This window comes from Pseudomonas sp. Con_6 (genome assembly GCF_059379395.1).
On the sequence record NZ_CM182011.1, the window covers coordinates 5,368,912 to 5,387,411 of the forward strand.

The 18,500-nt window shown below is 58.9% G+C and carries 21 protein-coding genes and 1 tRNA gene; 11 read left to right on the plus strand and 11 right to left on the minus strand.

All coding sequences use genetic code 11. From position 1 onward, the window contains the following. Nucleotides 1–44: 44 nt before the first annotated feature. Nucleotides 45–749: an SDR family oxidoreductase gene (locus AC5QPF_RS23950; RefSeq protein WP_494960199.1), complete on the minus strand. Its 705-nt coding sequence runs from the start codon at nt 747–749 to the stop codon at nt 45–47. Between the two features lie 100 nt (nt 750–849). Then, complete coding sequence (locus AC5QPF_RS23955) at nt 850–1,743, minus strand: LysR substrate-binding domain-containing protein (protein ID WP_494960200.1); 894 nt, start codon at nt 1,741–1,743, stop codon at nt 850–852. Between the two features lie 213 nt (nt 1,744–1,956). Here AC5QPF_RS23955 and AC5QPF_RS23960 point away from each other — a divergent pair, with 213 nt between their 5' ends. Further along, nucleotides 1,957–2,865 carry a LysR substrate-binding domain-containing protein gene (locus AC5QPF_RS23960; protein ID WP_494960201.1) on the plus strand — a complete coding sequence of 303 codons (909 nt, stop codon included), beginning with the start codon at nt 1,957–1,959 and terminating at the stop codon, nt 2,863–2,865. 67 nt (nt 2,866–2,932) lie between these two features. On the opposite strand, the gene AC5QPF_RS23965 is transcribed toward AC5QPF_RS23960, so the two are convergent. Further along, nucleotides 2,933–4,150, minus strand: coding sequence for an FAD-dependent oxidoreductase (locus AC5QPF_RS23965; protein ID WP_494960202.1), 1,218 nt, complete (start codon nt 4,148–4,150; stop codon nt 2,933–2,935). A gap of 851 nt (nt 4,151–5,001) precedes the next feature. On the opposite strand from AC5QPF_RS23965, the gene AC5QPF_RS23970 reads away from it, so the two are divergent. From AC5QPF_RS23970 to AC5QPF_RS24000, 7 genes are all read left to right on the plus strand, one after another. Then, nucleotides 5,002–5,346, plus strand: a complete 345-nt coding sequence (locus AC5QPF_RS23970) for a phage protein Gp27 family protein (protein WP_494960203.1) — start codon at nt 5,002–5,004, stop codon at nt 5,344–5,346. 289 nt (nt 5,347–5,635) lie between these two features. Next, nucleotides 5,636–5,806 (plus strand): hypothetical protein, encoded by a 171-nt coding sequence (locus AC5QPF_RS23975; RefSeq protein ID WP_494960204.1) that lies wholly within the window; start codon nt 5,636–5,638, stop codon nt 5,804–5,806. Beyond that, a complete protein-coding gene (locus AC5QPF_RS23980; protein ID WP_494960205.1) occupies nt 5,799–6,062 on the plus strand; it encodes a hypothetical protein in 264 nt (87 codons plus the stop codon). The genes AC5QPF_RS23975 and AC5QPF_RS23980 overlap by 8 nt, the downstream gene beginning before the upstream one ends. Before the next feature lie 4 nt (nt 6,063–6,066). Then, nucleotides 6,067–6,741, plus strand: a complete 675-nt coding sequence (locus AC5QPF_RS23985) for a hypothetical protein (protein WP_494960206.1) — start codon at nt 6,067–6,069, stop codon at nt 6,739–6,741. A gap of 411 nt (nt 6,742–7,152) precedes the next feature. Continuing rightward, nucleotides 7,153–7,500, plus strand: a complete 348-nt coding sequence (locus AC5QPF_RS23990; RefSeq protein ID WP_494960207.1) for a Mor transcription activator family protein — start codon at nt 7,153–7,155, stop codon at nt 7,498–7,500. Between the two features lie 26 nt (nt 7,501–7,526). Then, nucleotides 7,527–8,009, plus strand: coding sequence for a Mor transcription activator family protein (locus AC5QPF_RS23995; protein WP_494960208.1), 483 nt, complete (start codon nt 7,527–7,529; stop codon nt 8,007–8,009). A 17-nt stretch (nt 8,010–8,026) separates the two neighbouring features. Next, on the plus strand, nt 8,027–8,914 hold the full coding sequence (locus tag AC5QPF_RS24000) for a Mu-like prophage major head subunit gpT family protein (protein ID WP_494960209.1): 888 nt from the start codon (nt 8,027–8,029) through the stop codon (nt 8,912–8,914). A 453-nt stretch (nt 8,915–9,367) separates the two neighbouring features. On the opposite strand, the gene AC5QPF_RS24005 is transcribed toward AC5QPF_RS24000, so the two are convergent. From AC5QPF_RS24005 to dapA, 5 genes are all read right to left on the minus strand, one after another. Beyond that, nucleotides 9,368–9,457, minus strand: a tRNA-Ser gene (locus AC5QPF_RS24005). Nucleotides 9,458–9,550: 93 nt separating this feature from the next. Next, nucleotides 9,551–10,261: a phosphoribosylaminoimidazolesuccinocarboxamide synthase gene (gene purC, locus AC5QPF_RS24010; protein WP_494960210.1), complete on the minus strand. Its 711-nt coding sequence runs from the start codon at nt 10,259–10,261 to the stop codon at nt 9,551–9,553. 29 nt (nt 10,262–10,290) lie between these two features. Next, entirely contained in the window at nt 10,291–11,049 is a 759-nt protein-coding gene (locus tag AC5QPF_RS24015) for an MBL fold metallo-hydrolase (protein WP_494960211.1), read from the minus strand. After that, nucleotides 11,050–12,165: an NlpB/DapX family lipoprotein gene (bamC, locus tag AC5QPF_RS24020; RefSeq protein WP_494960212.1), complete on the minus strand. Its 1,116-nt coding sequence runs from the start codon at nt 12,163–12,165 to the stop codon at nt 11,050–11,052. Nucleotides 12,166–12,182: 17 nt separating this feature from the next. Beyond that, on the minus strand, nt 12,183–13,061 hold the full coding sequence (gene dapA, locus AC5QPF_RS24025) for a 4-hydroxy-tetrahydrodipicolinate synthase (RefSeq protein ID WP_458978578.1): 879 nt from the start codon (nt 13,059–13,061) through the stop codon (nt 12,183–12,185). A gap of 258 nt (nt 13,062–13,319) precedes the next feature. On the opposite strand from dapA, the gene AC5QPF_RS24030 reads away from it, so the two are divergent. Beyond that, on the plus strand, nt 13,320–13,880 hold the full coding sequence (locus AC5QPF_RS24030; RefSeq protein WP_330077092.1) for a glycine cleavage system transcriptional repressor: 561 nt from the start codon (nt 13,320–13,322) through the stop codon (nt 13,878–13,880). 12 nt (nt 13,881–13,892) lie between these two features. After that, on the plus strand, nt 13,893–14,366 hold the full coding sequence (locus AC5QPF_RS24035; RefSeq protein ID WP_494960213.1) for a redoxin domain-containing protein: 474 nt from the start codon (nt 13,893–13,895) through the stop codon (nt 14,364–14,366). Between the two features lie 96 nt (nt 14,367–14,462). Here the strand turns inward: AC5QPF_RS24035 and AC5QPF_RS24040 are convergent, their stop codons facing one another. Further along, nucleotides 14,463–15,533 (minus strand): AI-2E family transporter, encoded by a 1,071-nt coding sequence (locus AC5QPF_RS24040; RefSeq protein WP_494960214.1) that lies wholly within the window; start codon nt 15,531–15,533, stop codon nt 14,463–14,465. 21 nt (nt 15,534–15,554) lie between these two features. Next, nucleotides 15,555–15,794 carry a sulfurtransferase TusA family protein gene (locus tag AC5QPF_RS24045; protein WP_330077089.1) on the minus strand — a complete coding sequence of 80 codons (240 nt, stop codon included), beginning with the start codon at nt 15,792–15,794 and terminating at the stop codon, nt 15,555–15,557. 135 nt (nt 15,795–15,929) lie between these two features. Here AC5QPF_RS24045 and AC5QPF_RS24050 point away from each other — a divergent pair, with 135 nt between their 5' ends. Then, on the plus strand, nt 15,930–17,363 hold the full coding sequence (locus tag AC5QPF_RS24050) for a M48 family metalloprotease (protein WP_494960215.1): 1,434 nt from the start codon (nt 15,930–15,932) through the stop codon (nt 17,361–17,363). A 33-nt stretch (nt 17,364–17,396) separates the two neighbouring features. Here the strand turns inward: AC5QPF_RS24050 and nadA are convergent, their stop codons facing one another. Continuing rightward, nucleotides 17,397–18,455 (minus strand): quinolinate synthase NadA, encoded by a 1,059-nt coding sequence (nadA, locus tag AC5QPF_RS24055; RefSeq protein ID WP_494960216.1) that lies wholly within the window; start codon nt 18,453–18,455, stop codon nt 17,397–17,399. Between the last annotated feature and the right edge of the window lie 45 nt (nt 18,456–18,500).

Genomic DNA, 18,500 nt, shown 5'->3' on the forward strand with positions numbered 1-18,500 from the left:
CTGCATGAAAAGCGGACCGCAACGAGCGTCGCGGCCTCAGGGGATCAGACGCTGCGCGTTACGCCGCCATCGACCTTGATGTTCTGCCCGGTGATATAGGCAGCGCCCTCGCTGGCGAGAAAGGCGATGGTAGCGGCGACTTCCTCGCTGGTGCCATAACGCTTGAGTGGCACGCTGTCGCGGCGCTGTTCGGTCGCCGGCAGGCTATCGATCCAGCCAGGAAGGACGTTGTTGATGCGCACGTTATCCTTGGCGAAGTTGTCGGCGAAAATCTTGCTGAACGCGGCCAGGCCGGCCCGGAATACGGCGGAAGTCGGGAACAGCTCACTGGGCTCGAAGACCCAGGCGGTGGAGATATTGATGATCACCCCGCCTTGCTGGCGCTGCATGATCGGCGCAACCAGACGGGTTGGCCGGACAACGTTGAGCAGGTAGGTGTCCATGCCTTTGTGCCAGTCTTCATCGCTGATTTCCAGAATCGGCGCACGAGGGCCGTGGCCGGCACTGTTGACCAGCACGTCGACGCGTCCCCATTTTTCCACCACGGCATCCACGAGGCGTTGCAGGTCATCGATCGACTGGTTGCTGCCGGTCACACCGATGCCACCCAGTTCCTTGGCCAGTGCTTCACCCTTGCCCGAGGAAGACAGGATACCGACCTTGAAACCATCGGCTGCCAGGCGTCGCGCTGCTGCCGCGCCCATGCCACTGCCGCCGGCTGTGATTATTGCTACTTTTTCTACTGACATAACGGCCTCCAGGGGTGGGAATCATGCTTTCCCAAGTGCATTAACCCTAGCAGCTGTATCAATGTGGAGGGAGGCAGCCAGCCTTTGCCAGCACAGTAGTTTAACTATCGGATACCTGTTGCTTGAGCCAATCCTTGACGACAAGCAGGGCCGGCGACTGCTGCGCCTTGCGTGGCCATACCAGAAAGAACGCCTTGTCGAGCAGCAGCTGCTGTTTGAAAACCTGTACCAGTCTGCCGGCCGCGATGTCGTTCTTGACGAACGCATGGCTGGCCAAGGCGATTCCCTGTCCGATGATAGCCGCCTCGATTGCCAGGGAGGTCTGGTTGAAACGCATGTTCTTGGCAGTGGGTGGCGGATGGCCGGGGAACAATGCCGCCGTGAATTCGGGCCAGAAGTTATGGGCGTCGTGGAGCATGAGGAATTCCTGAAGACTGTCGAAACTGGAGGGCATGCCCTTTCCTTCGAACAGCCTGGGGCCGGCTACGGCGACAACACGCTGCTCCATCAACAGTTCGGTATTCAGCCCCGCCCCGAACGCAGGCTGCCCATAGCGAACGGCGATATCGACCCCGTCGGTATGGAAATGCGACAGCCTGTCGGTTGCCAGCACACGCAAGTCGATGTCCGGATGGCTTTCGGCAAAAGTCCCCAGTTTCGGGATCAGCCATTTCGAGGCAAAGGTTGGCGTGACGCTGACGGTCAGATGGGACGGCTCCGGTCGCAGCAGGCGCGTCGCTTCGTCGATCATCGCCAGTGCGCTGCGAATGCTGCCACTGTAGGCCAGACCTGCATCGGTCATTCCCAGGCCGCGCGGCAGGCGTTCGAACAGGCGAATGCCGAGGCTGGCTTCCAGCCCACGGATCTGCTGGGCGACGGCAGCCTGGGTCACGCCGAGTTCTTCGGCGGCGAGACGGAAATTCAGATGACGGGCAACCACTTCGAACATGCGAAGCGCATTGAGCGAGGGCAACCCTGGAAAACCTTCAGGCATGGCAGTGGAATTTCTATCGATTGGTGACAGTTGGGGTGTCTCTCTTGCTTCGGCGCAGCGCTGTTAATCTGGCCATGAAAAAACCGCTATCGCTGCTTTCGTCTTCCTCGGATTCATTTGGGGCTGCAATTGCATTTTCGTCAAATCGGCAGAGTCCAGCCAGAAGCCATGACGCCGAACTGGCGAGTGTACAGTCAGCAGGAAAACCACAAGATGAAGACCTTTGATGCGCGCCGAATGATGCAGGCTGTTCACAATCAGCTCGTTGCGTTCGAGGCCACCGCCAGACTCGGCAGTTTCAGGGCAGCAGCCGACGAACTCTTCGTGACGCAGGGGGCGATCGCTCAGCAGGTACGAGCCATGGAGGACAAGCTGGGTATCAAGTTGTTCACCCGCTTGCCGCGTGGCCTGGCCACCACACTGGCTGCACAGGAGTATGTGAGCCGTGTTCGCCTGGCCATGGGAATTATCGAAGAGGCCACCCGGGTATTGCTGCAAAGCGAAAGTGAACAGGACCCGTATCGGCTGACGCTCAGTACCACAGCGGCGTTCGCCAGTCGCTGGCTGGTACCGCGTCTGGCTCGGCTAGCCGAGGACCATCCGCAGATTTCAATCATGATAGATGCCTCGGATGTTACGCGACCATTGCACGGCCGAGGCAGCGTCGACATGGCCATCCGATGGGGCGTCCCCCCCTTCGCCGATGCCAGCGCGAGCTTTCTGCTCCCTGGTCGGGCAATTGCCGTGTGTTCGCCAACGTTGAGCGGATTCGGCGACTGGCGGCTGCCTCAGGATCTAGTGCAGGCACCGCTCATCTCGGACAGTCACAACAACTGGAAACGATGGTTTGATGTCCACGGACTGCCTGGCGCCCGGTTCGTGGGGCCAACCTTTTCGCAGACCAGCCTCGCACTGGATGCCGCCGAACAGGGCGTGGGAATCGCACTGATTGCGGAACCCCTGGTAAGCCGATCATTGAAAACGGGGGCCCTGGTGCGGGCACTGGGAGACCGGTATCCGCTGGATGTCGAGGAAGGCTTCTACGTGCTGACTGCCGATCCGATCACGCCTGGATCAGTGATCGGAACCGTCGTCACCTGGTTGCTTGACGAGGTCGAGTAATCCCGCCGGGCGTGGTGTTTCGTCATGATGACGGCGCTGATGACGAATATCAGCGCCGTGGGCTTTATCAGATCACGGCCCGTTCGATCACTCGCTCGCCCTTGGCAAAGCGCGAGTAAAGGAACGGCGACAGATCCAGCGAGCGAAACTCACCGTAGATGATCTGCTCGGCTATGCCGCGTCCCACAGCAGGCCCCTGTTGGGAACCGTGGCCCGAAGAGCCATTGGTGAAGTGGAAATTCGATACCACGTCATGGGGCCCGATCACCACGTTGTAATCGAAGGTGTTGAAATCGTAGTGCCCCATCCAGAAGTCGATGACTTCCACATCACTGAACTGTGGAATGCGCTTTGACAGAATGGGGTGAACCTTCTTCTCCCAGATTCCCCCTTCTGCGGTGAAGTCATCACAAGCGACCGTCTCGTCCTCACCCATCGGCGGGCAGCCAACCAAGTAATCGTCACCGAACTGCCGGAAATGCACCCCGGTAGGGTCGATCGTAAGCGGCAGATCGCGATCCAGCGGCTGCTTCGCGCGGAAAATGAAGGTGTAGCGACGCTTGGGTTGAATATCGAGTTTGAGATCTGCCATGGCGGCGATCTCACCCGCGCGGGTTCCCGCCGCATTCACGATATGGCCTGCCTCGATAACTTCGCCGGTTTCCAGCGTGACACTGGTGACCTTGTCGTTTACACGCCCGATGGAGACCACCTTGTTGCGGACATACTCCACGCCACGCTCAATCGACTTCTTGATCAACCACTCGATCATCAAAGGAGCGTTGTAATAGCCCTCGTCCTGGGTGTTCAGGCTGCCTGCTTCGATGTCGTCGAGTCGGAAGAAAGGATACTGCGCGGCTATCTCCTGGCGGTCGACCATACGTGTGCCGGCGCCATTTTCCGCCTGAACTTGCTGATCACGCTCCAGCAGGGAGGTGAGAGTGGAGTTGTCGGAGAGATACAGGTAGCCGAAATTGCGGATTGGCAGTTCCGGTACTGCAGTGTCGCCCCCAAGATTTTCACGAAAAGCCTTCGCGAACTCGGCAGCAAACTGACCGATCCTGACATTAATCGGATTGGCAAATTGCTGACGCATGCAGTTGTTCGATGCACCGGTTTGAGCTTTGGCGAACGTCGGGTCGGGCTCGACGATAAGGATTCTGCCTTTGAAGTCCGGGTTCGACGCTAGAAACCAGGCGCTGCATGCCCCCATGGTTGCCCCGCCGATAATGACGACGTCATAGGCGCTGTGTTTTGGAGTGACATCAAATTGCGGAAGATTCATCTGCCAGGACGAATCCTTGGAAGTGGGAGCCTTATGGTTTGACATGATTATTTTCTCGGCGGTGAGTGACTTCGTGCCTATCAGGCCAGTGTGAGGAGGTGCTGTGTTTGGCACCAAACGAAAGCGGCCTAAAACAGGTGGGAAGACCATGGAAGACGCTGGATAACGGCGGAAAACCGGGGCTTTGGCGGGTGCAGGTAGTGCCAAACCGGTGCCAAATAGCTGCAAAATGGAAAACGACGTGTTTTAGCCCAAATGGGCTTTTCGAGCGGCCCAATTGGCACCGCGTTTCTCCCCTATCATTGGGCTGCAAGCCAAGCGATACCTAGTGAAAACCAGACTCACGCTTTCTACTTAATTTCCTTAGGTCGAAAAGGGAAAGAAACGAAAGCTGAAAGCTGGTTTCTTTCCGCAGAAGCCCCGCACTCTCTGGCGTGCAGAGGTTTAGCGCATCCCCGAACTCAGCTTAGAAAAGAAACCAAAGCTGAAAGCCGTCTTGCACCTCACCATGGGCGTAAGCCAGCCGTGGAGGCCGTCTGAGGTACCAGGCTGCATGATCTATACGCTTCGCTTTCCAGCAGGGAACAAACGAAAAATCATTAACTAGGCAATCCGACATTTCGGATTGCAAAAAAAATAGCAGAATCAGTAATTTGCGCTTCTGCCCTCACCCTGGCTGACCGCGAGAGAAAGCGAAAAGGGAGTGAGCGGAAATCGGCCTCGTTGTTGACGAGTTATCGTGAGTCTTTAAGGCCGATCCGCACCAGAAAGCTTGAGAATGTCTGAGTGCCAAGGCACCAATAAGGTTTATCAAGTCGTCATAGGTAAAAATGCCCAGAGTAAGAAAGATCATGCAAATTCCTCCTGGTCTGCGAGAGGAGTTGAACGCGCGTCTGCGACAGTCGGGTTACTCCGGTCTAGTGGGACTATCAGAATGGCTGAGTCTTCAAGGGTATAAGATCGGGAAATCCGCTGTGCATCGTTATTCCGTTGAGCTAAAAGCTCAGGATAGAGCCCATCAGACCGATGCGGCTGGTAGGCGCGGCGCTCTCTCAAATCTCACCACCTCAGACATGCTTATTGAACTTGGAATGCTGCGAGTTCGTGAGCATCAAATCATCAAGCGGCTGGCAGACATAGGCTACATCGGACAGCTCGACTCTCCAGTGCAGTTCAAAGCCGCCCAGCATGGGTAGAAGTGGCGAGACCGGTAAAAAAGCTTGCGTAGCCCACCGTTAGACGCTAGATTTCGGGCGTCACTGCAAATTCAGTGACCGGGTTTGGCGACCCGACGAGTAAACGGCGCAACAGCGCCCAACCAGACCGCAGGCGCTTTTTTTGTGCCCGCGATATGTCATGGCCGCTGTGCGTGGGAGACCTTCGGGTCTGCCGGGTTCCGTTTACCCCGGTTCGCCAACCTGCGCACAGCTGCCACCAATCGTTTGGCGACGATTCGGCAGCTCCATCAGTAAACGGAGCCCCATCATGACCGCCCTCATTCCGTCCAAAATCCGTGCTCTAGCACTTCGCAAGATAGCCATTGCCGCCTTGCACGCCGACTCCTCTCTTTCTGTCCGTCTTCGTCGCTACAACGCAGCCATGGAGAAAGCACGAGCCCTAGAAGCATTCTCGAATAATGAGGTGCGCCATGGATAAGTTTATCTCACTGGATGGGCGCGCAGAAACTCGCGCTGCGCTTTACATCAAAACCAATGCATCGTCAGAAGTTCTATACAGCGCAGCCTCCGAGCGTCAATATGCTGCACGCGGCCTACTTGATGCGATTGGGGCGTGTGAGATTGTAGAAGGTGAGGCGAAAGGAATTTCTAACATAGCACGAGCTATTGCAATTCTACTTGGTGATGCAGAGTCACTATACGAAGCGGCATTCAACGCTACCAGACCCAAGTAATCGAATGAAAGAACAAACTCCTGACTGCGCAAGGCCGTCGGGAGTTTTTATTTGTGTTCTGAAAAACTATATGGTTGGGGTCGATATGGCAAAGCAAGGCAGAAAGCCGATTGAAGTGGAACGAGCCACGGGAAAATCTAATCGACAACGAATCTGGGATGCGATATGTAAATTCCCCGAAGGATTCACCGGCTACTCAATCGCAAGAAAGTCTGGCGTTCACGACGCGACAGTACGCAGCTATATACAATCACTTGTTAACGCCGGTTACTTAAAGCGGATAGCCGGAGCAGATCACTTTTTAGAGCAAACGCTTTGCTTGGTCAAAAATACAGGCATAGATGCTCCGAGCGTCACCAGAAAAGGGAATAGCAGCACCGCCGGACTCAGAAATGAGGCCATGTGGCGAACGCTTAGAATCCTAGGCACTGTAACCGCAAGAAGCTTAGCCGAAAGCTCGTCAGCTAAACTCGATGTTTCGTTGTGGACAGCCCGAACTTATCTAAGGCACCTCGCTAAAGCTGGGTACGTCGAGTTAATTTCGACCGGGAATGGTGATCGGTCGGCTTACTATCGGCTTATCCCCATTGAGTACACCGGTCCCAAACCACCAGCCATAAAACGTGGCGGTATCGTATATGATGCCAATTTGGGGAAGATAGTTTTCCCGGCGGACTGATATTGAGATCATGCTCTGACAGGGCGCCTCCTGGCGCCTTTGTTACGCTAGTGTCCAGCCACCAATCACATCACCCAAGTCACCCCATATCCCCGAGCGTCTCTTGGCGCCAGCCAAGCGTCGTGTGCCATAGGCGCTATCATAGGACTAGCGGTTTGCGTTTAATCGTCCTGTGCAAATCTAACGCGCCTCTAACGGTGCTAGTCACTATGGCCTGCCAATCCATCTTGACCGAAGCATGTTTATTGGGTGCTTGGCGACTCTCTAAGGCCTTCGTGCAGCCTAGTAATGATCCTCCACGCCTTCCTAATCTTTCCGCTCTATCTTTCGTCTGGAAGAAATTCATACGTTGTCTGTAAAGTGATGAAATGAGTCTTGTCGGCGCAGGCCATTCATTGGAAGGCACATGCAATGCAAGATGTCATTAAGTCGCCTACCACACCCCGTGGCAGAGCCAAATACACCAAGTCGATGATTGAAATGATCGAGATCATCGAGCATGCAATTGATGTCGAGATGGAGCGAGACGCATCCCCAGCGCATCTTGCGAATGCAACAGTATTAGCGTTGTGCAAGGTCTTTGGCGGAACAATAGTTTACGTGCCCAAAGCTACCGCTTTTAAAAAGAACATCCGCGACAATCAGATGTTTAAGGATTTCCGGTCTGGAATGTCAGTTCGAGAGATCGCAAAAAAACATAAATCCAGCACGCAATTGGTTTACGACATCATTGGGGAGCAGCGACGCGCTCCACACTAGCCAACTTAAATAAATGGGGTAACCCAATGAGCAACTCGACAGAAAGCAGGGACTTGATACGTAAAGGGCCGCTCTTGGATATCTATGACGCCATTCTTGAGAAAATGGCGACCTTCGAGTCTGGGGCTAGTCCGGAGAAATATGCATTTCTCGCCACTATGGCCATCAAAGAAAAGCTTGGTGGTCAATGCCTCTACATCCCTATGGATCGCGATTTTTCGCGAAGAAAGCGAAACGCTGAGATCTACGCTTTCTGGGAAGATGGTAAAGCTTCAATACAGGATATCGCATTGAGGTTTGACCTAGCGCAATCTGTCATTTACGACATCATCTCTGACTTCGCAAAGCAGTCCGGTTTGTCGGGGAGAGCCCTTCAAAACCTTCGAAAAGATAGAAACAACAAGATTCATTTGGCGTGGAAAAACGGAGTCAAAATTCCGGAGCTAGTAAAAGAGTTCGGCATTTCTAATGCCGGAATTCGCCACATCATCCAAAGCGTTTCCAAATAATCCACTCGGGCTAAATCATGCTTATCACTGACAGAACACTTGACGCTCTCTTTACCGCCTTCAAAACCGCTTTCCGCCAAGGTGGGGAGAAGGCACAAACCAGCTGGAAACAAATTGCCACTGAGGTGCCGTCCACGACTTCGGGCAATACGTATGGCTGGCTTGGGCAGTTCCCAGCATTTCGCGAATGGATCGGTGATCGTGTTTTGAAGGATATCTCAGCGCACGGTTATGTCATTCAAAACAAATCCTACGAAAGCTCCATTGTCGTATCGAAGGATATTATCGAAGACGATCAAGTTGGTGTTTTCGGTCCACTTTTTGAGGAAATGGGCAGGGCAGCTACGGTCCACCCGGACGAGTTGGTTTATAACCTACTCAAAAATGGCACTACGGAAAAATGCTATGACGGCAAATTTTTCTTCGATACCACTCACCCTGTCGGTCTTGCCGGAGACAACCAGCGGTCAGTAAGTAATTTCCAGGATGGTGACGGACCGGCTTGGTATCTGATGGATGTTAGTCGGGCCTTGAAGCCTCTGCTCTTCCAGAAGCGTCAACAGTATGACTTGCGTGCGATGAACCGCGCGGAAGATGAGGCGGTCTGGATGCGAAGGGAGTACCGCTACGGTGTCGATGCGCGAGTCAGCGCAGGATTCGGCTTCTGGCAATTCGCGTACTGCTCCAAAGCACCTTTGACGCCTGAGAACTACGAGGCAGCGCGCAAAGCGATGCTCGGCTACAAAAGCGATGAGGGCCGTCCACTCGGGGTTATCCCACGCCTTCTGGTGGTGCCGTCGGAGCTTGAGGGCAAGGCCCGTACGCTGGTGGTCAAGGACGCTAACAATGGCAACCCATGGGCGGGAAGTGCAGAGGTACTCGTTAGCCCATGGCTCGACTATTGATTTCAGCTAGGCGAAATACACTGGCTGCGAGCCAGGTGTAAATTGGTGCCATCAGTTGATGGTTGCGGTAAGTGGTTGAGGTGAGAGGGAGGTAGCGCTCTTTGGGTAAGCACTGCGCGCTACGTTCGGCTCTGAGATGCGTTGTTCGGTTCGCATCTCAGGGCCATTTTTTTTGCGCTTCCTAGTGCCAAATAGCCCGCTCGACGGTGCCAAACGCAGCGCCTCCTTACAGCCAGATGTCACCGTCTTGCACTAACCACAAATAATCAGGTCTGCCAGGAGGAAAACTACAGGATAACAATCGCTGTGAACGACATATGAATGAACTACGCCCCGGCCTAATGCGGCCTGAACGAGTGATTTTTTGCCCGGAACCTGCCCAAAGCGCTGACCCCGAAACGACAAAACCCCTGAAAACGTCAACGTTTTCAGGGGCTTCGCGTACTACATGTATGGCGGAGAGATAGGGATTTGAACCCTAGGTACTGTTGCCAGTACAACGGATTTCGAATCCGTCCCGTTCGGCCACTCCGGCATCTCTCCAGTGGCGCGCATCATACCAGCACTTTTCTCAAAGGCGAAGCCTTTTGATGAAAAAAATCGCGTGCTTTCAGATGCTTGCGCGAACGCGCCGGCTTACAGCGGCACGCCCAGGCGTTTTGCGACTTCTTCGTAGGCTTCAATGACGTCACCTAGGCCCTGGCGGAAGCGGTCCTTGTCCATCTTCTTGCGGGTTTCCTTGTCCCACAGGCGGCAACCGTCCGGGCTGAACTCGTCACCCAGGACGATCTCGCCGTGGAACACGCCAAACTCCAGCTTGAAGTCGACCAGCAGCAGGCCGGCGTCGTCGAACAGCCTGGTCAGTACTTCGTTGACCTTCAGCGACAGCGCTTTCATCTTCGCCAACTGGTCAGCGGTGCCCCAGCCGAACGCGACGACGTGGGATTCGTTGATGAACGGATCACCCTTCTCGTCGTTCTTCAGGAACAGTTCGAAGGTCGATGGCTCCAGCTTGATGCCTTCCTCGACGCCCAGGCGCTTGACCAGGCTACCGGCGGCGTAGTTGCGGACCACGCACTCGACCGGAATCATGTCGAGCTTCTTGACCAGGCATTCGTTGTCGCCCAGCAGCTTGTCGAACTGGGTAGGAATACCGGCTTCTTCGAGCTTCTGCATGATGAAGGCATTGAACTTGTTGTTCACCATGCCCTTGCGGTCCAGCTGTTCGATACGCTTGCCGTCGAACGCCGAGGTGTCGTTACGGAACAGCAGGATCAAGCGGTCAGCGTCGTCGGTCTTGTAAACCGACTTGGCTTTGCCGCGGTAGAGTTCTTCACGTTTTTCCATGATGGGCTCCGCTTGCTAAATGAGGGGGGCTAGACGATTTCGCGCCAGTCGAGCCCACAATCCTGATTGGCCACTTGCAGCCAGTCCGGGTCGCACCCGAGGGTATCGACGAAACATTGCCGGGCCAGCTGTGGCAGGTTGTTCTTGCTGCTGAGGTGGGCCAGCACCAGGTGCTGCAGATTCTCCCATCCCAGTTCCGCCACCAGGTTCGCGGCCTGGTGGTTGTTCAGATGTCCGTAGTCGCCGCCGACCCGCTGCTTGAGAAAAACCGGGTAATGCCCACGGGCAAGCAGGTCTCGGCAATGGTTGGCTTCGATCATCAGGGCATCGAGGCCGCGGTAGTGCTCCAGCAGCACCGCGTCGTAGCAGCCCAGGTCGGTCAGCACGCCAAGGCGCCGACGACCGTCGCTGAACACGTACTGCAAGGGTTCCAGCGCATCGTGGGTAACACCCACCGCCTTGATGCTCAGGGCGCCCACGGCGAAGGTGTCGTTCGCCGCGAGAAACTCCGTCGCCTCCAGCGGTTTGCGCAGACCCCGCAAGGTGCCACGACTCAGGTACACCGGAACATTGTAGCGCCGTGCCAGCAGCCCCACCCCATGCACGTGGTCGGCATGTTCGTGGGTCACCAGCACGGCGCTCAATTGATCGGCCGTGACACCGAGCCGCGCCAGGCGCCGCTCGGTTTCGCGCAGGGAAAAGCCGCAATCGACCAGGACGTGCGTATCGCCACTGGAGACCAGCGTGCCATTTCCCTGGCTACCGCTTCCAAGAACCGCGAAGCGCACTTAACCCAGGTTGTCCTGGATGACACTCAGTACGCGACGGGCCACGTCAGCCGGGGCCACGGTATTGATGTTCTTCTCGACGGTGACCTGGACGCTGTCACCCACCTTGCTCAGGCGAACCTGATAACGCTCGGCACGGGCTTCGATCTCTTCCTTGCTCGGCGCGCTGCCGAACATGCGGCTGAAGAAGCCAGGCTCCTGGTTCTTCGGCTCGGCTTTCTCGGCCAGGTTGATGTAGTACAGGCCCAGGCTGCGGTTGATGTCCTCGACACGCCATTCGCCGTGCTCCAGGGCACGACCGACGCTGGACCAGGCACGATCGAGGTCGGCGCCCAGGTTCAGTACCGGGTTGCCGCTGCCGTCTTCGCTCAGGCTGACGCGGCTTGGCGCGTCGAAGTCGCGGGCCGCGAGCAGGGACACCGAACCGCCCTTCTCGGCGCTGCGGGTCATACTGGCGAGCATTTCGTCGACCAGTACGGCGTCGACGCCGGTGTTGCTGGAGCGTGCCGGGAATTCCTGCTCGGCGCTGTCGCCGGCCTTGCGCTCGACGGTCACCACGTAGACTTCACTGGTGTTGCGCTGCACGCCTGGTTCGATCCGTACACGGGCACGGATCTCGTCGTCGCGGCTGCTGGCCGCGCCGCCGAGGCGATCGGCCATGGACGCGGAAAGCTCGTCGAAACGCTGCCAGGTGGTGTTGAACTCACCGGTCTGCGGACGTTCTTCGGCAATACGGAAACCGTTGTCCTCGAAGAACTGCCGGGCCACCGGCCAGACTTCGGCCGGGGCGCGCTGGGCCAGGACCCAACGGGCAGCGCCGCTCTTCTGCAGGCTGAAGTCGCTGGCCTCGGCACTGGCGGCCAGAGGCAACGGACGCGGAACCTCGAACTCGCCCTTGACGGTGTCGTCGGCGACGTTGCGTGGAATCGGCAGCAGTGGATCGAGACGCTTGACGTTGCTCGCATCGGGCGGCAGCTGCATCGGCGGCGTCGGGTTCGCCTGCAGGTAATCGCTGCCACGGTCACGGAAATACCCGTCTTCGCCCCACAACCAGCCGCAACCGCTGGTGCTGGAAATGATCAGGGCAAGGGCGGAAAGACCAGCCAATCGCTTCATGCGGTGTACTTCCTCGATTAATACTGCACGCCAGCCTGGCGCAGGGCCTGGCGGACGGTGTCGTGACAGGACTCGCTCAGCCAGGTCAGCGGCAGGCGGATTCCCTTGTGCATCAGGCCCATTTCCACGAGCGCCCATTTCACCGGGATCGGGTTGGCTTCGCAGAACAGGTGCTTGTGCAGCGGCATGAGTTTTTCGTTGATGGCCCGGGCGGTCTCGGCATCGCCACGCAGGGCGGCCTCGCACAGGTCGGCCATTTCACGCGGGGCGACGTTGGCAGTCACGGAGATATTGCCCTTGCCGCCCAGCAGGATCAGTTCGACCGCGGTCGGATCGTCGCCGGACATGACGATGAAGTCGTCGCTGACGCCGTCGAGGATCGCCTTGGCGCGAGCCAGGTCGCCCGTGGCTTCCTTGATGCCGATGATGTTCGGCACGGTGGACAGGCGGATCACGGTCTCGGCCTGCATGTCGCAGGAGGTGCGGCCGGGAACGTTGTAGAGGATCTGCGGGATGTCGACGGCTTCGGCGATGTGCTTGAAGTGCTGGTACAGACCCTCCTGGGTCGGCTTGTTGTAGTACGGCACGACCAGCAGGCAGGCATCGGCACCGGCGTCCTTGGCGTTCTGGGTCAGGTGAACGGCTTCACTGGTGGAGTTCGCACCGGTGCCGGCGATGACCGGGATGCGACCATTGACTTGCTTGACCACGAACTCGATGACCTTGATGTGCTCTTCGACATCGAGGGTCGCCGACTCGCCGGTGGTGCCGACGGCGACGATGGCATGGGTACCGTTCTGCAGGTGGAAGTCCACGAGTTTGCTGAGGCTGTCCCAGTCCAGACGCCCTTGTGCATCCATGGGTGTGACCAATGCCACCATACTGCCCGCAATCATGAAGCTGCTCCTGCCGGAAAAAGAGAGCGGTAATGGTACTGGCGCCATCGGGCTTGCACAAGCGACGCAGGCGCCCGGAGCATTCCCCTTCGCGGCCATTTTCGCTACCCTTCCTCCTTTGATCGGTACACAGCGGCCCGCCGGGCTGCCAACAATGCGTCCCGGCGGCGTCAGTCCCCTCGATCCAGAGCCCCTGGAACCCGCTGAACCGTCTCTTTGCCGCGTCAGGTACCGACCGCTCATCGCTTTAGGAATGCTATGTCCACCCCCATCGTCCGCGAACAATTCCTTGTCGTCAGCGCCCTCGGCCCTAGCCCGATGGAGCTGACCAACATCCTCTGCCGCGCCAGCAACGACAGCCGCTGCTCGGTGGTGACCTCGCGCCTGACCCGCCACGGCGAGTGCAGCGCCCTGATCCTGCAGATCACCGGCAACTGGGACGCCCTGGCGCGCTTCGAAGGCTCGCTGCCGAGCCTGGCCAAGAAGCACGGTTTCATCGTCAACGTGGTGCGCAGCAGCGAGCTGGAAGTGCGCCCGCTGTCGCTGCCCTATGTCGCCTACGTCAGTGCCGCCTACCGCCCGGACATCATCAACGAGCTGTGCCAGTTCTTCATCGACCACCGCGTCGAGCTGGAGAACCTGACCTGCGACACCTACCAGGCACCGCAGACCGGCGGCACCATGCTCAATGCCACTTTCACCGTCACGCTGCCCGCCGGCACCCAGATCAGCTGGTTGCGCGACCAGTTCCTGGACTTTGCCGACGCGCTCAACCTGGACGCACTGATCGAACCCTGGCGTCCACAGAACCCGATGTAAGGAGCCTTCTCCATGGCCGTTGAACTCGACCAACCCGTCGCCGATTTCCAGGCCCAGGCCACCAGTGGCCAGCAGGTCAGCCTCGCAGGCCTGAAGGGCCGCCAGGTCGTGCTGTACTTCTACCCGAAAGACAGCACCCCGGGCTGCACCACCGAAGGCGGTGACTTCCGCGACCAATACGCTGCCTTCCAGGCTGCAGGCACCGAGGTGTTCGGCGTATCCCGCGACGGCATCAAGTCCCACGAGAACTTCAAGGCCAAGCAGGGCTTCCCCTTCGAGCTGATCAGCGACAAGGACGAGAGCCTGTGTCAGCTGTTCGACGTGATCAAGCTGAAGAAGCTGTATGGCAAGGAGTACATGGGCGTCGACCGCAGCACCTTCCTGATCGACAAGGACGGCGTGCTGCGCAAGGAGTGGCGTGGCGTGAAGGTGCCGGGCCATGTGGCGGCGGTTCTCTCTGCCGCCGAAGATCTGCACAAGGCTTGAAAAGCGCCAAGCCTTAAGCTTCAAGCGGCAAGAAAGAGCAGTCGGCAGCGCTACGGATTGCTCTTTCTTGCCGCTTGAAACTTGCGGCTTGAAGCTCTAGAGCAGCGGCGCTACCTGCGGCTCGCGCCGCGGCCAGGCATCCAGCACCGCCTTGAACAGCGTCGCCAGCGGAATGGCGAAGAAGATCCCCCAGAAACCCCACAGCCCGCCGAACAGCAGCACCGCGCAGATGATCGCCACCGGGTGCAGGCTAACCGCCTCGGAGAACAGCAACGGCACCAGCACGTTGCCATCCAGAGCCTGGATGATCGCGTAGACCGCCATCAGGTAGATGAACTGGTCACCCCACCCCCACTGGAACAGGGCGATCAGGGTCACCGGCACGGTCACCACCACAGCCCCCACGTAGGGCACTACCACCGACAGTCCCACCAGCAGCGCCAGCAAGGCCGCGTAGTTCAGCCCCAGGGCGACGAAGGCGATATAGGTCGCCACGCCGCAGATCAGGATTTCGATACCCTTGCCACGGATGTAGTTGGCGATCTGACGGTTCATCTCCTCGGCGACCCGGGTCATCAACGCGCGCTCCTGCGGCAGATAGCCGCTGACCCAGCGGGCGATGGTCTCGCGGTCCTTGAGGAAGAAGAACACCAGGATCGGCACCAGCACCAGGTAGATCATCACGCTGACCAGCAGCGGCAGACTGGACAGGGAGAAGGTCAGCGCCCACTGGCCGAACTTGCCGATCTCTCCGCGCATGGCCTCGATCGCCTGCAGCACCTGGTCGTCCGAGACCAGATGCGGGTAGCGCTCCGGCAGCAGCAACAGCAGCGACTGCCACTTGCCGAGCATGCCCGGCAGCTCGTTGAACAGGGTGATCAATTGGTGCCAGAGCAACGGCACCAGCACCAGCAGGAACACCGCCAGCGCCCCCATGAACAAGGTGAAGACCAGCCCCACCGCGACCTTGCTCGGCACCCGCAGGCGTTCGAGGGCATTGACCAGCCCCTGCATCAGGAAGGCCAGGACCATGCCCGCCAGCACCGGCGCAAGCATGCCGCCGAGGGTCAGGACGGCAGTAAAACCGAGGAACAGCAGGACAGCCAGCACCACCGCCTCTTCGTCGGAGAAATAACGGTGCAGCCAGCTGCGAAGCACTTTGAACATCGAGGATTCCTGGAAAACGGGTCAGGCCTTCTTCAGCCAGTAGGTATAGGTGCCGCCCTCGGCGGTATCGAGCAGCAGCGTATGACCGGCAAGCTGGGCGAAAGTGCGGAAGTCGCGTTGCGAGCCGGCGTCGGTGGCGATCACCTTGAGCACGGCGCCGGAGGCCAGGCGATTGAGCTCCAGCTTGGCCTTGAGCAGCGGCAGCGGACAGTTCAGGCCGCTGGCGTCCAGTTCGGCGTCATGGTGCAGGGTGTCGGTCATTGCAACTCTCCAGAAAAACCGGCGCGCCAGAAAAGCCCTGGCGTACGGCGCACGCAAGCCTCGCAGAATACCGCCACTGGTCGCAACCGTGCGAGGCGGCTACAGTAAGGCTCTTTGTCGACCAGAGCTCCGTGCATGAATGTTCTGCGCCCTACCCTGCTGACGCTGGCCTGCCTGCTTGCGCTTCCGAGCCATGCCGACGACCTTCCGTCACTCGGCGACGCCAGCTCCGCGATTGTCTCGCCGCAACAGGAACATCAGCTCGGCCGCGCCTGGCTGAGCTTGCTGCGCGGCAATGTCGCGCAGCTGTCCGATCCGCAGCTCAAGGATTACGTCGAAACCAGCGTCTACCGCCTTGCCGAAACCAGCCAGCTGCAGGATCGGCGCCTGGAATTCATCCTGATCAACAGCCCCGACCTCAACGCATTCGCCGCCCCCGGCGGGATCGTCGGGGTCAACGGCGGCCTGTTCCTCAACGCGCAGACCGAAGGCGAGTACGCCTCGGTGCTGGCTCACGAACTGGCGCATCTGTCGCAACGCCACTTCGCTCGCGGCGTCGAGGCCCAGCAACGCATGCAGTTGCCGATGATGGCAGCGCTGCTCGCCGGCATCGTGGTCGCCGCTTCCGGTGCCGGCGACGCCGGTATTGCCGCCATCGCCGGCACCCAGGCCGCGGCGATCCAGGAACAACGGCGCTTCTCCCGGCAGAATGAGCAGGAAGCCGACCGCATCGGCATCCTCAACCTGGAAAAGGCCGGCTACGACCCACGCAACATGCCGACCATGTTCGAGCGCCTGATGCGCCAGTACCGCTTCGATGCCAAGCCGCCGGAATTCCTCCTGACTCACCCGGTCACCGAATCGCGGATCGCCGACACTCGCAACCGCGCCGAACAGGCGCCTGCCGGCGGCACCGAGGACAGCGTGCGTTACCAACTGATGCGGGCGCGCGTACAACTCTTCTATGAAGGCACCCCGGGCCTCGCGGCCAAGCGCTTCCGTGCACTGCTGGATGAAAACCCGAAACTCGACGCGGCCCGCTACGGCTTGGCCCTGGCGCAGATCAAAGGCGGCCAGCTCAACGAAGCGCGGGAGAACCTCAAGCCGCTGCTGGCCAAGGCACCGAACGACATCACCTACAACCTGACCCAGATCGACCTGGACATCACCAACAATCGCCTGGCCGACGCCCAGCAACGGGTCGACAAGATGCGCCTGCTATATCCAGGCAACTATCCGTTGCAACAGGTGGCAGCCGACCTGCTGCTCAAGCAGAACAAGCCTGCCGAGGCGGAGAAGTCACTGGAAGCACTGGTCAAGAATCGTCCTGACGATCCGGACGTCTGGTACGACCTGGCCGAAGCCCGCGGTCTCTCCGGCAATACCATCGGCCTGCACCAGGCCCGTGCCGAGTTCTTCGCCCTGACGGGTGATTTCGACCAGGCGCTACAGCAGCTGGATTACGCCAAGCGGCGCGCCGGCAACAACTTCCAGTTGGCCTCGCGGATCGATGCCCGGCAGCGGGATCTGCTGGAGCAGCAGCGGATGGTCAAGGACATGATGCGCTGAGGGCATTTGGGGCTGCCTTGCAGCCCCAAGACTTCAGGCGTTACCGGACAGTTTCAAGCGCGCCGCCGCGGTGAAATCCAGCATGCGCTGCAACGGCTTGATCGCCTGCGGCACCAGCGCCGGCTCGACGAAGATCTCGTTGGTCCCTTCCCGCAGACACTGCAGGGTGCGCTCCAGGGTATTCATCGCCATCCACGGGCAGTGCGCGCAACTGCGGCAAGTCGCACCATTGCCGGCAGTTGGTGCTTCGATGAACTCCTTGTCCGGGCACAGCTGCTGCATCTTGTAGAAGATGCCGCGGTCGGTAGCGACCACGAAACGCTTGTTCGGCATACGCTGCGCTGCAGCGATCAGCTGGCTGGTGGAACCTACCGCGTCGGCCAGTTCGATCACCGCCTCCGGCGACTCCGGATGCACCAGGATCGCAGCGTCCGGATACAGTGCCTTGATATCGGCCAGTTGTCGCGACTTGAACTCTTCGTGAACGATGCAGGCACCGTCCCACATCAGCATGTCGGCACCGGTCTGCTTCTGGATGTAGCGCCCCAGGTGCTGGTCCGGTCCCCAAATGAAGGTCTCGCCGTTGTCCATCAGGCTCTCGACGATTTCCAGCGCGCAACTGGAAGTCACCACCCAGTCAGCACGGGCCTTCACCGCCGCCGAGGTATTGGCGTAGACCACTACGGTGCGCTCCGGATGCTTGTCGCAGAACGCCGAGAACTCCTCCACCGGGCAGCCCAGGTCGAGGGAACAGGTGGCTTCGAGGGTCGGCATCAGCACGCGTTTTTCCGGGGTGAGGATCTTGGCGGTCTCGCCCATGAAGCGCACACCCGCCACGAGTACGGTGGTGGCTGGATGGTTCTTGCCGAAGCGGGCCATCTCCAGGGAGTCGGCCACGCAGCCGCCGGTCTCTTCAGCCAGCGCCTGGATCACCGGATCACAGTAATAGTGGGCAACCAGCACTGCATCCCGCGCCTTGAGCTCGGCGGCGATGGCTGCACGGTATTCGGCCTCTTGTTCAGACGTGAGGGGCTTGGGCTGCTTGGCGTCCAGGTGGGCCTGGACCAGAAGGCGTTCGGAAATCTGCGTCATGTTCGCAAGACCTGCAGGCGCTGATGCGCGTAAGTCGAGTGTATC

Bases quoted from the DNA above. Each gene is read 5' to 3' on its own strand.
- AC5QPF_RS23950 (WP_494960199.1), bottom strand. From the start codon at position 749: ATGTCAGTAGAAAAAGTAGCAATAATCACAGCCGGCGGCAGTGGCATG.
- AC5QPF_RS23955 (WP_494960200.1), bottom strand. From the start codon at position 1,743: ATGCCTGAAGGTTTTCCAGGGTTGCCCTCGCTCAATGCGCTTCGCATG.
- AC5QPF_RS23960 (WP_494960201.1), top strand. From the start codon at position 1,957: ATGAAGACCTTTGATGCGCGCCGAATGATGCAGGCTGTTCACAATCAG.
- AC5QPF_RS23965 (WP_494960202.1), bottom strand. From the start codon at position 4,150: ATGAATCTTCCGCAATTTGATGTCACTCCAAAACACAGCGCCTATGAC.
- AC5QPF_RS23970 (WP_494960203.1), top strand. From the start codon at position 5,002: ATGCAAATTCCTCCTGGTCTGCGAGAGGAGTTGAACGCGCGTCTGCGA.
- AC5QPF_RS23975 (WP_494960204.1), top strand. From the start codon at position 5,636: ATGACCGCCCTCATTCCGTCCAAAATCCGTGCTCTAGCACTTCGCAAG.
- AC5QPF_RS23980 (WP_494960205.1), top strand. From the start codon at position 5,799: ATGGATAAGTTTATCTCACTGGATGGGCGCGCAGAAACTCGCGCTGCG.
- AC5QPF_RS23985 (WP_494960206.1), top strand. From the start codon at position 6,067: ATGAAAGAACAAACTCCTGACTGCGCAAGGCCGTCGGGAGTTTTTATT.
- AC5QPF_RS23990 (WP_494960207.1), top strand. From the start codon at position 7,153: ATGCAAGATGTCATTAAGTCGCCTACCACACCCCGTGGCAGAGCCAAA.
- AC5QPF_RS23995 (WP_494960208.1), top strand. From the start codon at position 7,527: ATGAGCAACTCGACAGAAAGCAGGGACTTGATACGTAAAGGGCCGCTC.
- AC5QPF_RS24000 (WP_494960209.1), top strand. From the start codon at position 8,027: ATGCTTATCACTGACAGAACACTTGACGCTCTCTTTACCGCCTTCAAA.
- purC (WP_494960210.1), bottom strand. From the start codon at position 10,261: ATGGAAAAACGTGAAGAACTCTACCGCGGCAAAGCCAAGTCGGTTTAC.
- bamC (WP_494960212.1), bottom strand. From the start codon at position 12,165: ATGAAGCGATTGGCTGGTCTTTCCGCCCTTGCCCTGATCATTTCCAGC.
- dapA (WP_458978578.1), bottom strand. From the start codon at position 13,061: ATGATTGCGGGCAGTATGGTGGCATTGGTCACACCCATGGATGCACAA.
- AC5QPF_RS24030 (WP_330077092.1), top strand. From the start codon at position 13,320: ATGTCCACCCCCATCGTCCGCGAACAATTCCTTGTCGTCAGCGCCCTC.
- AC5QPF_RS24035 (WP_494960213.1), top strand. From the start codon at position 13,893: ATGGCCGTTGAACTCGACCAACCCGTCGCCGATTTCCAGGCCCAGGCC.
- AC5QPF_RS24040 (WP_494960214.1), bottom strand. From the start codon at position 15,533: ATGTTCAAAGTGCTTCGCAGCTGGCTGCACCGTTATTTCTCCGACGAA.
- AC5QPF_RS24045 (WP_330077089.1), bottom strand. From the start codon at position 15,794: ATGACCGACACCCTGCACCATGACGCCGAACTGGACGCCAGCGGCCTG.
- AC5QPF_RS24050 (WP_494960215.1), top strand. From the start codon at position 15,930: ATGAATGTTCTGCGCCCTACCCTGCTGACGCTGGCCTGCCTGCTTGCG.
- nadA (WP_494960216.1), bottom strand. From the start codon at position 18,455: ATGACGCAGATTTCCGAACGCCTTCTGGTCCAGGCCCACCTGGACGCC.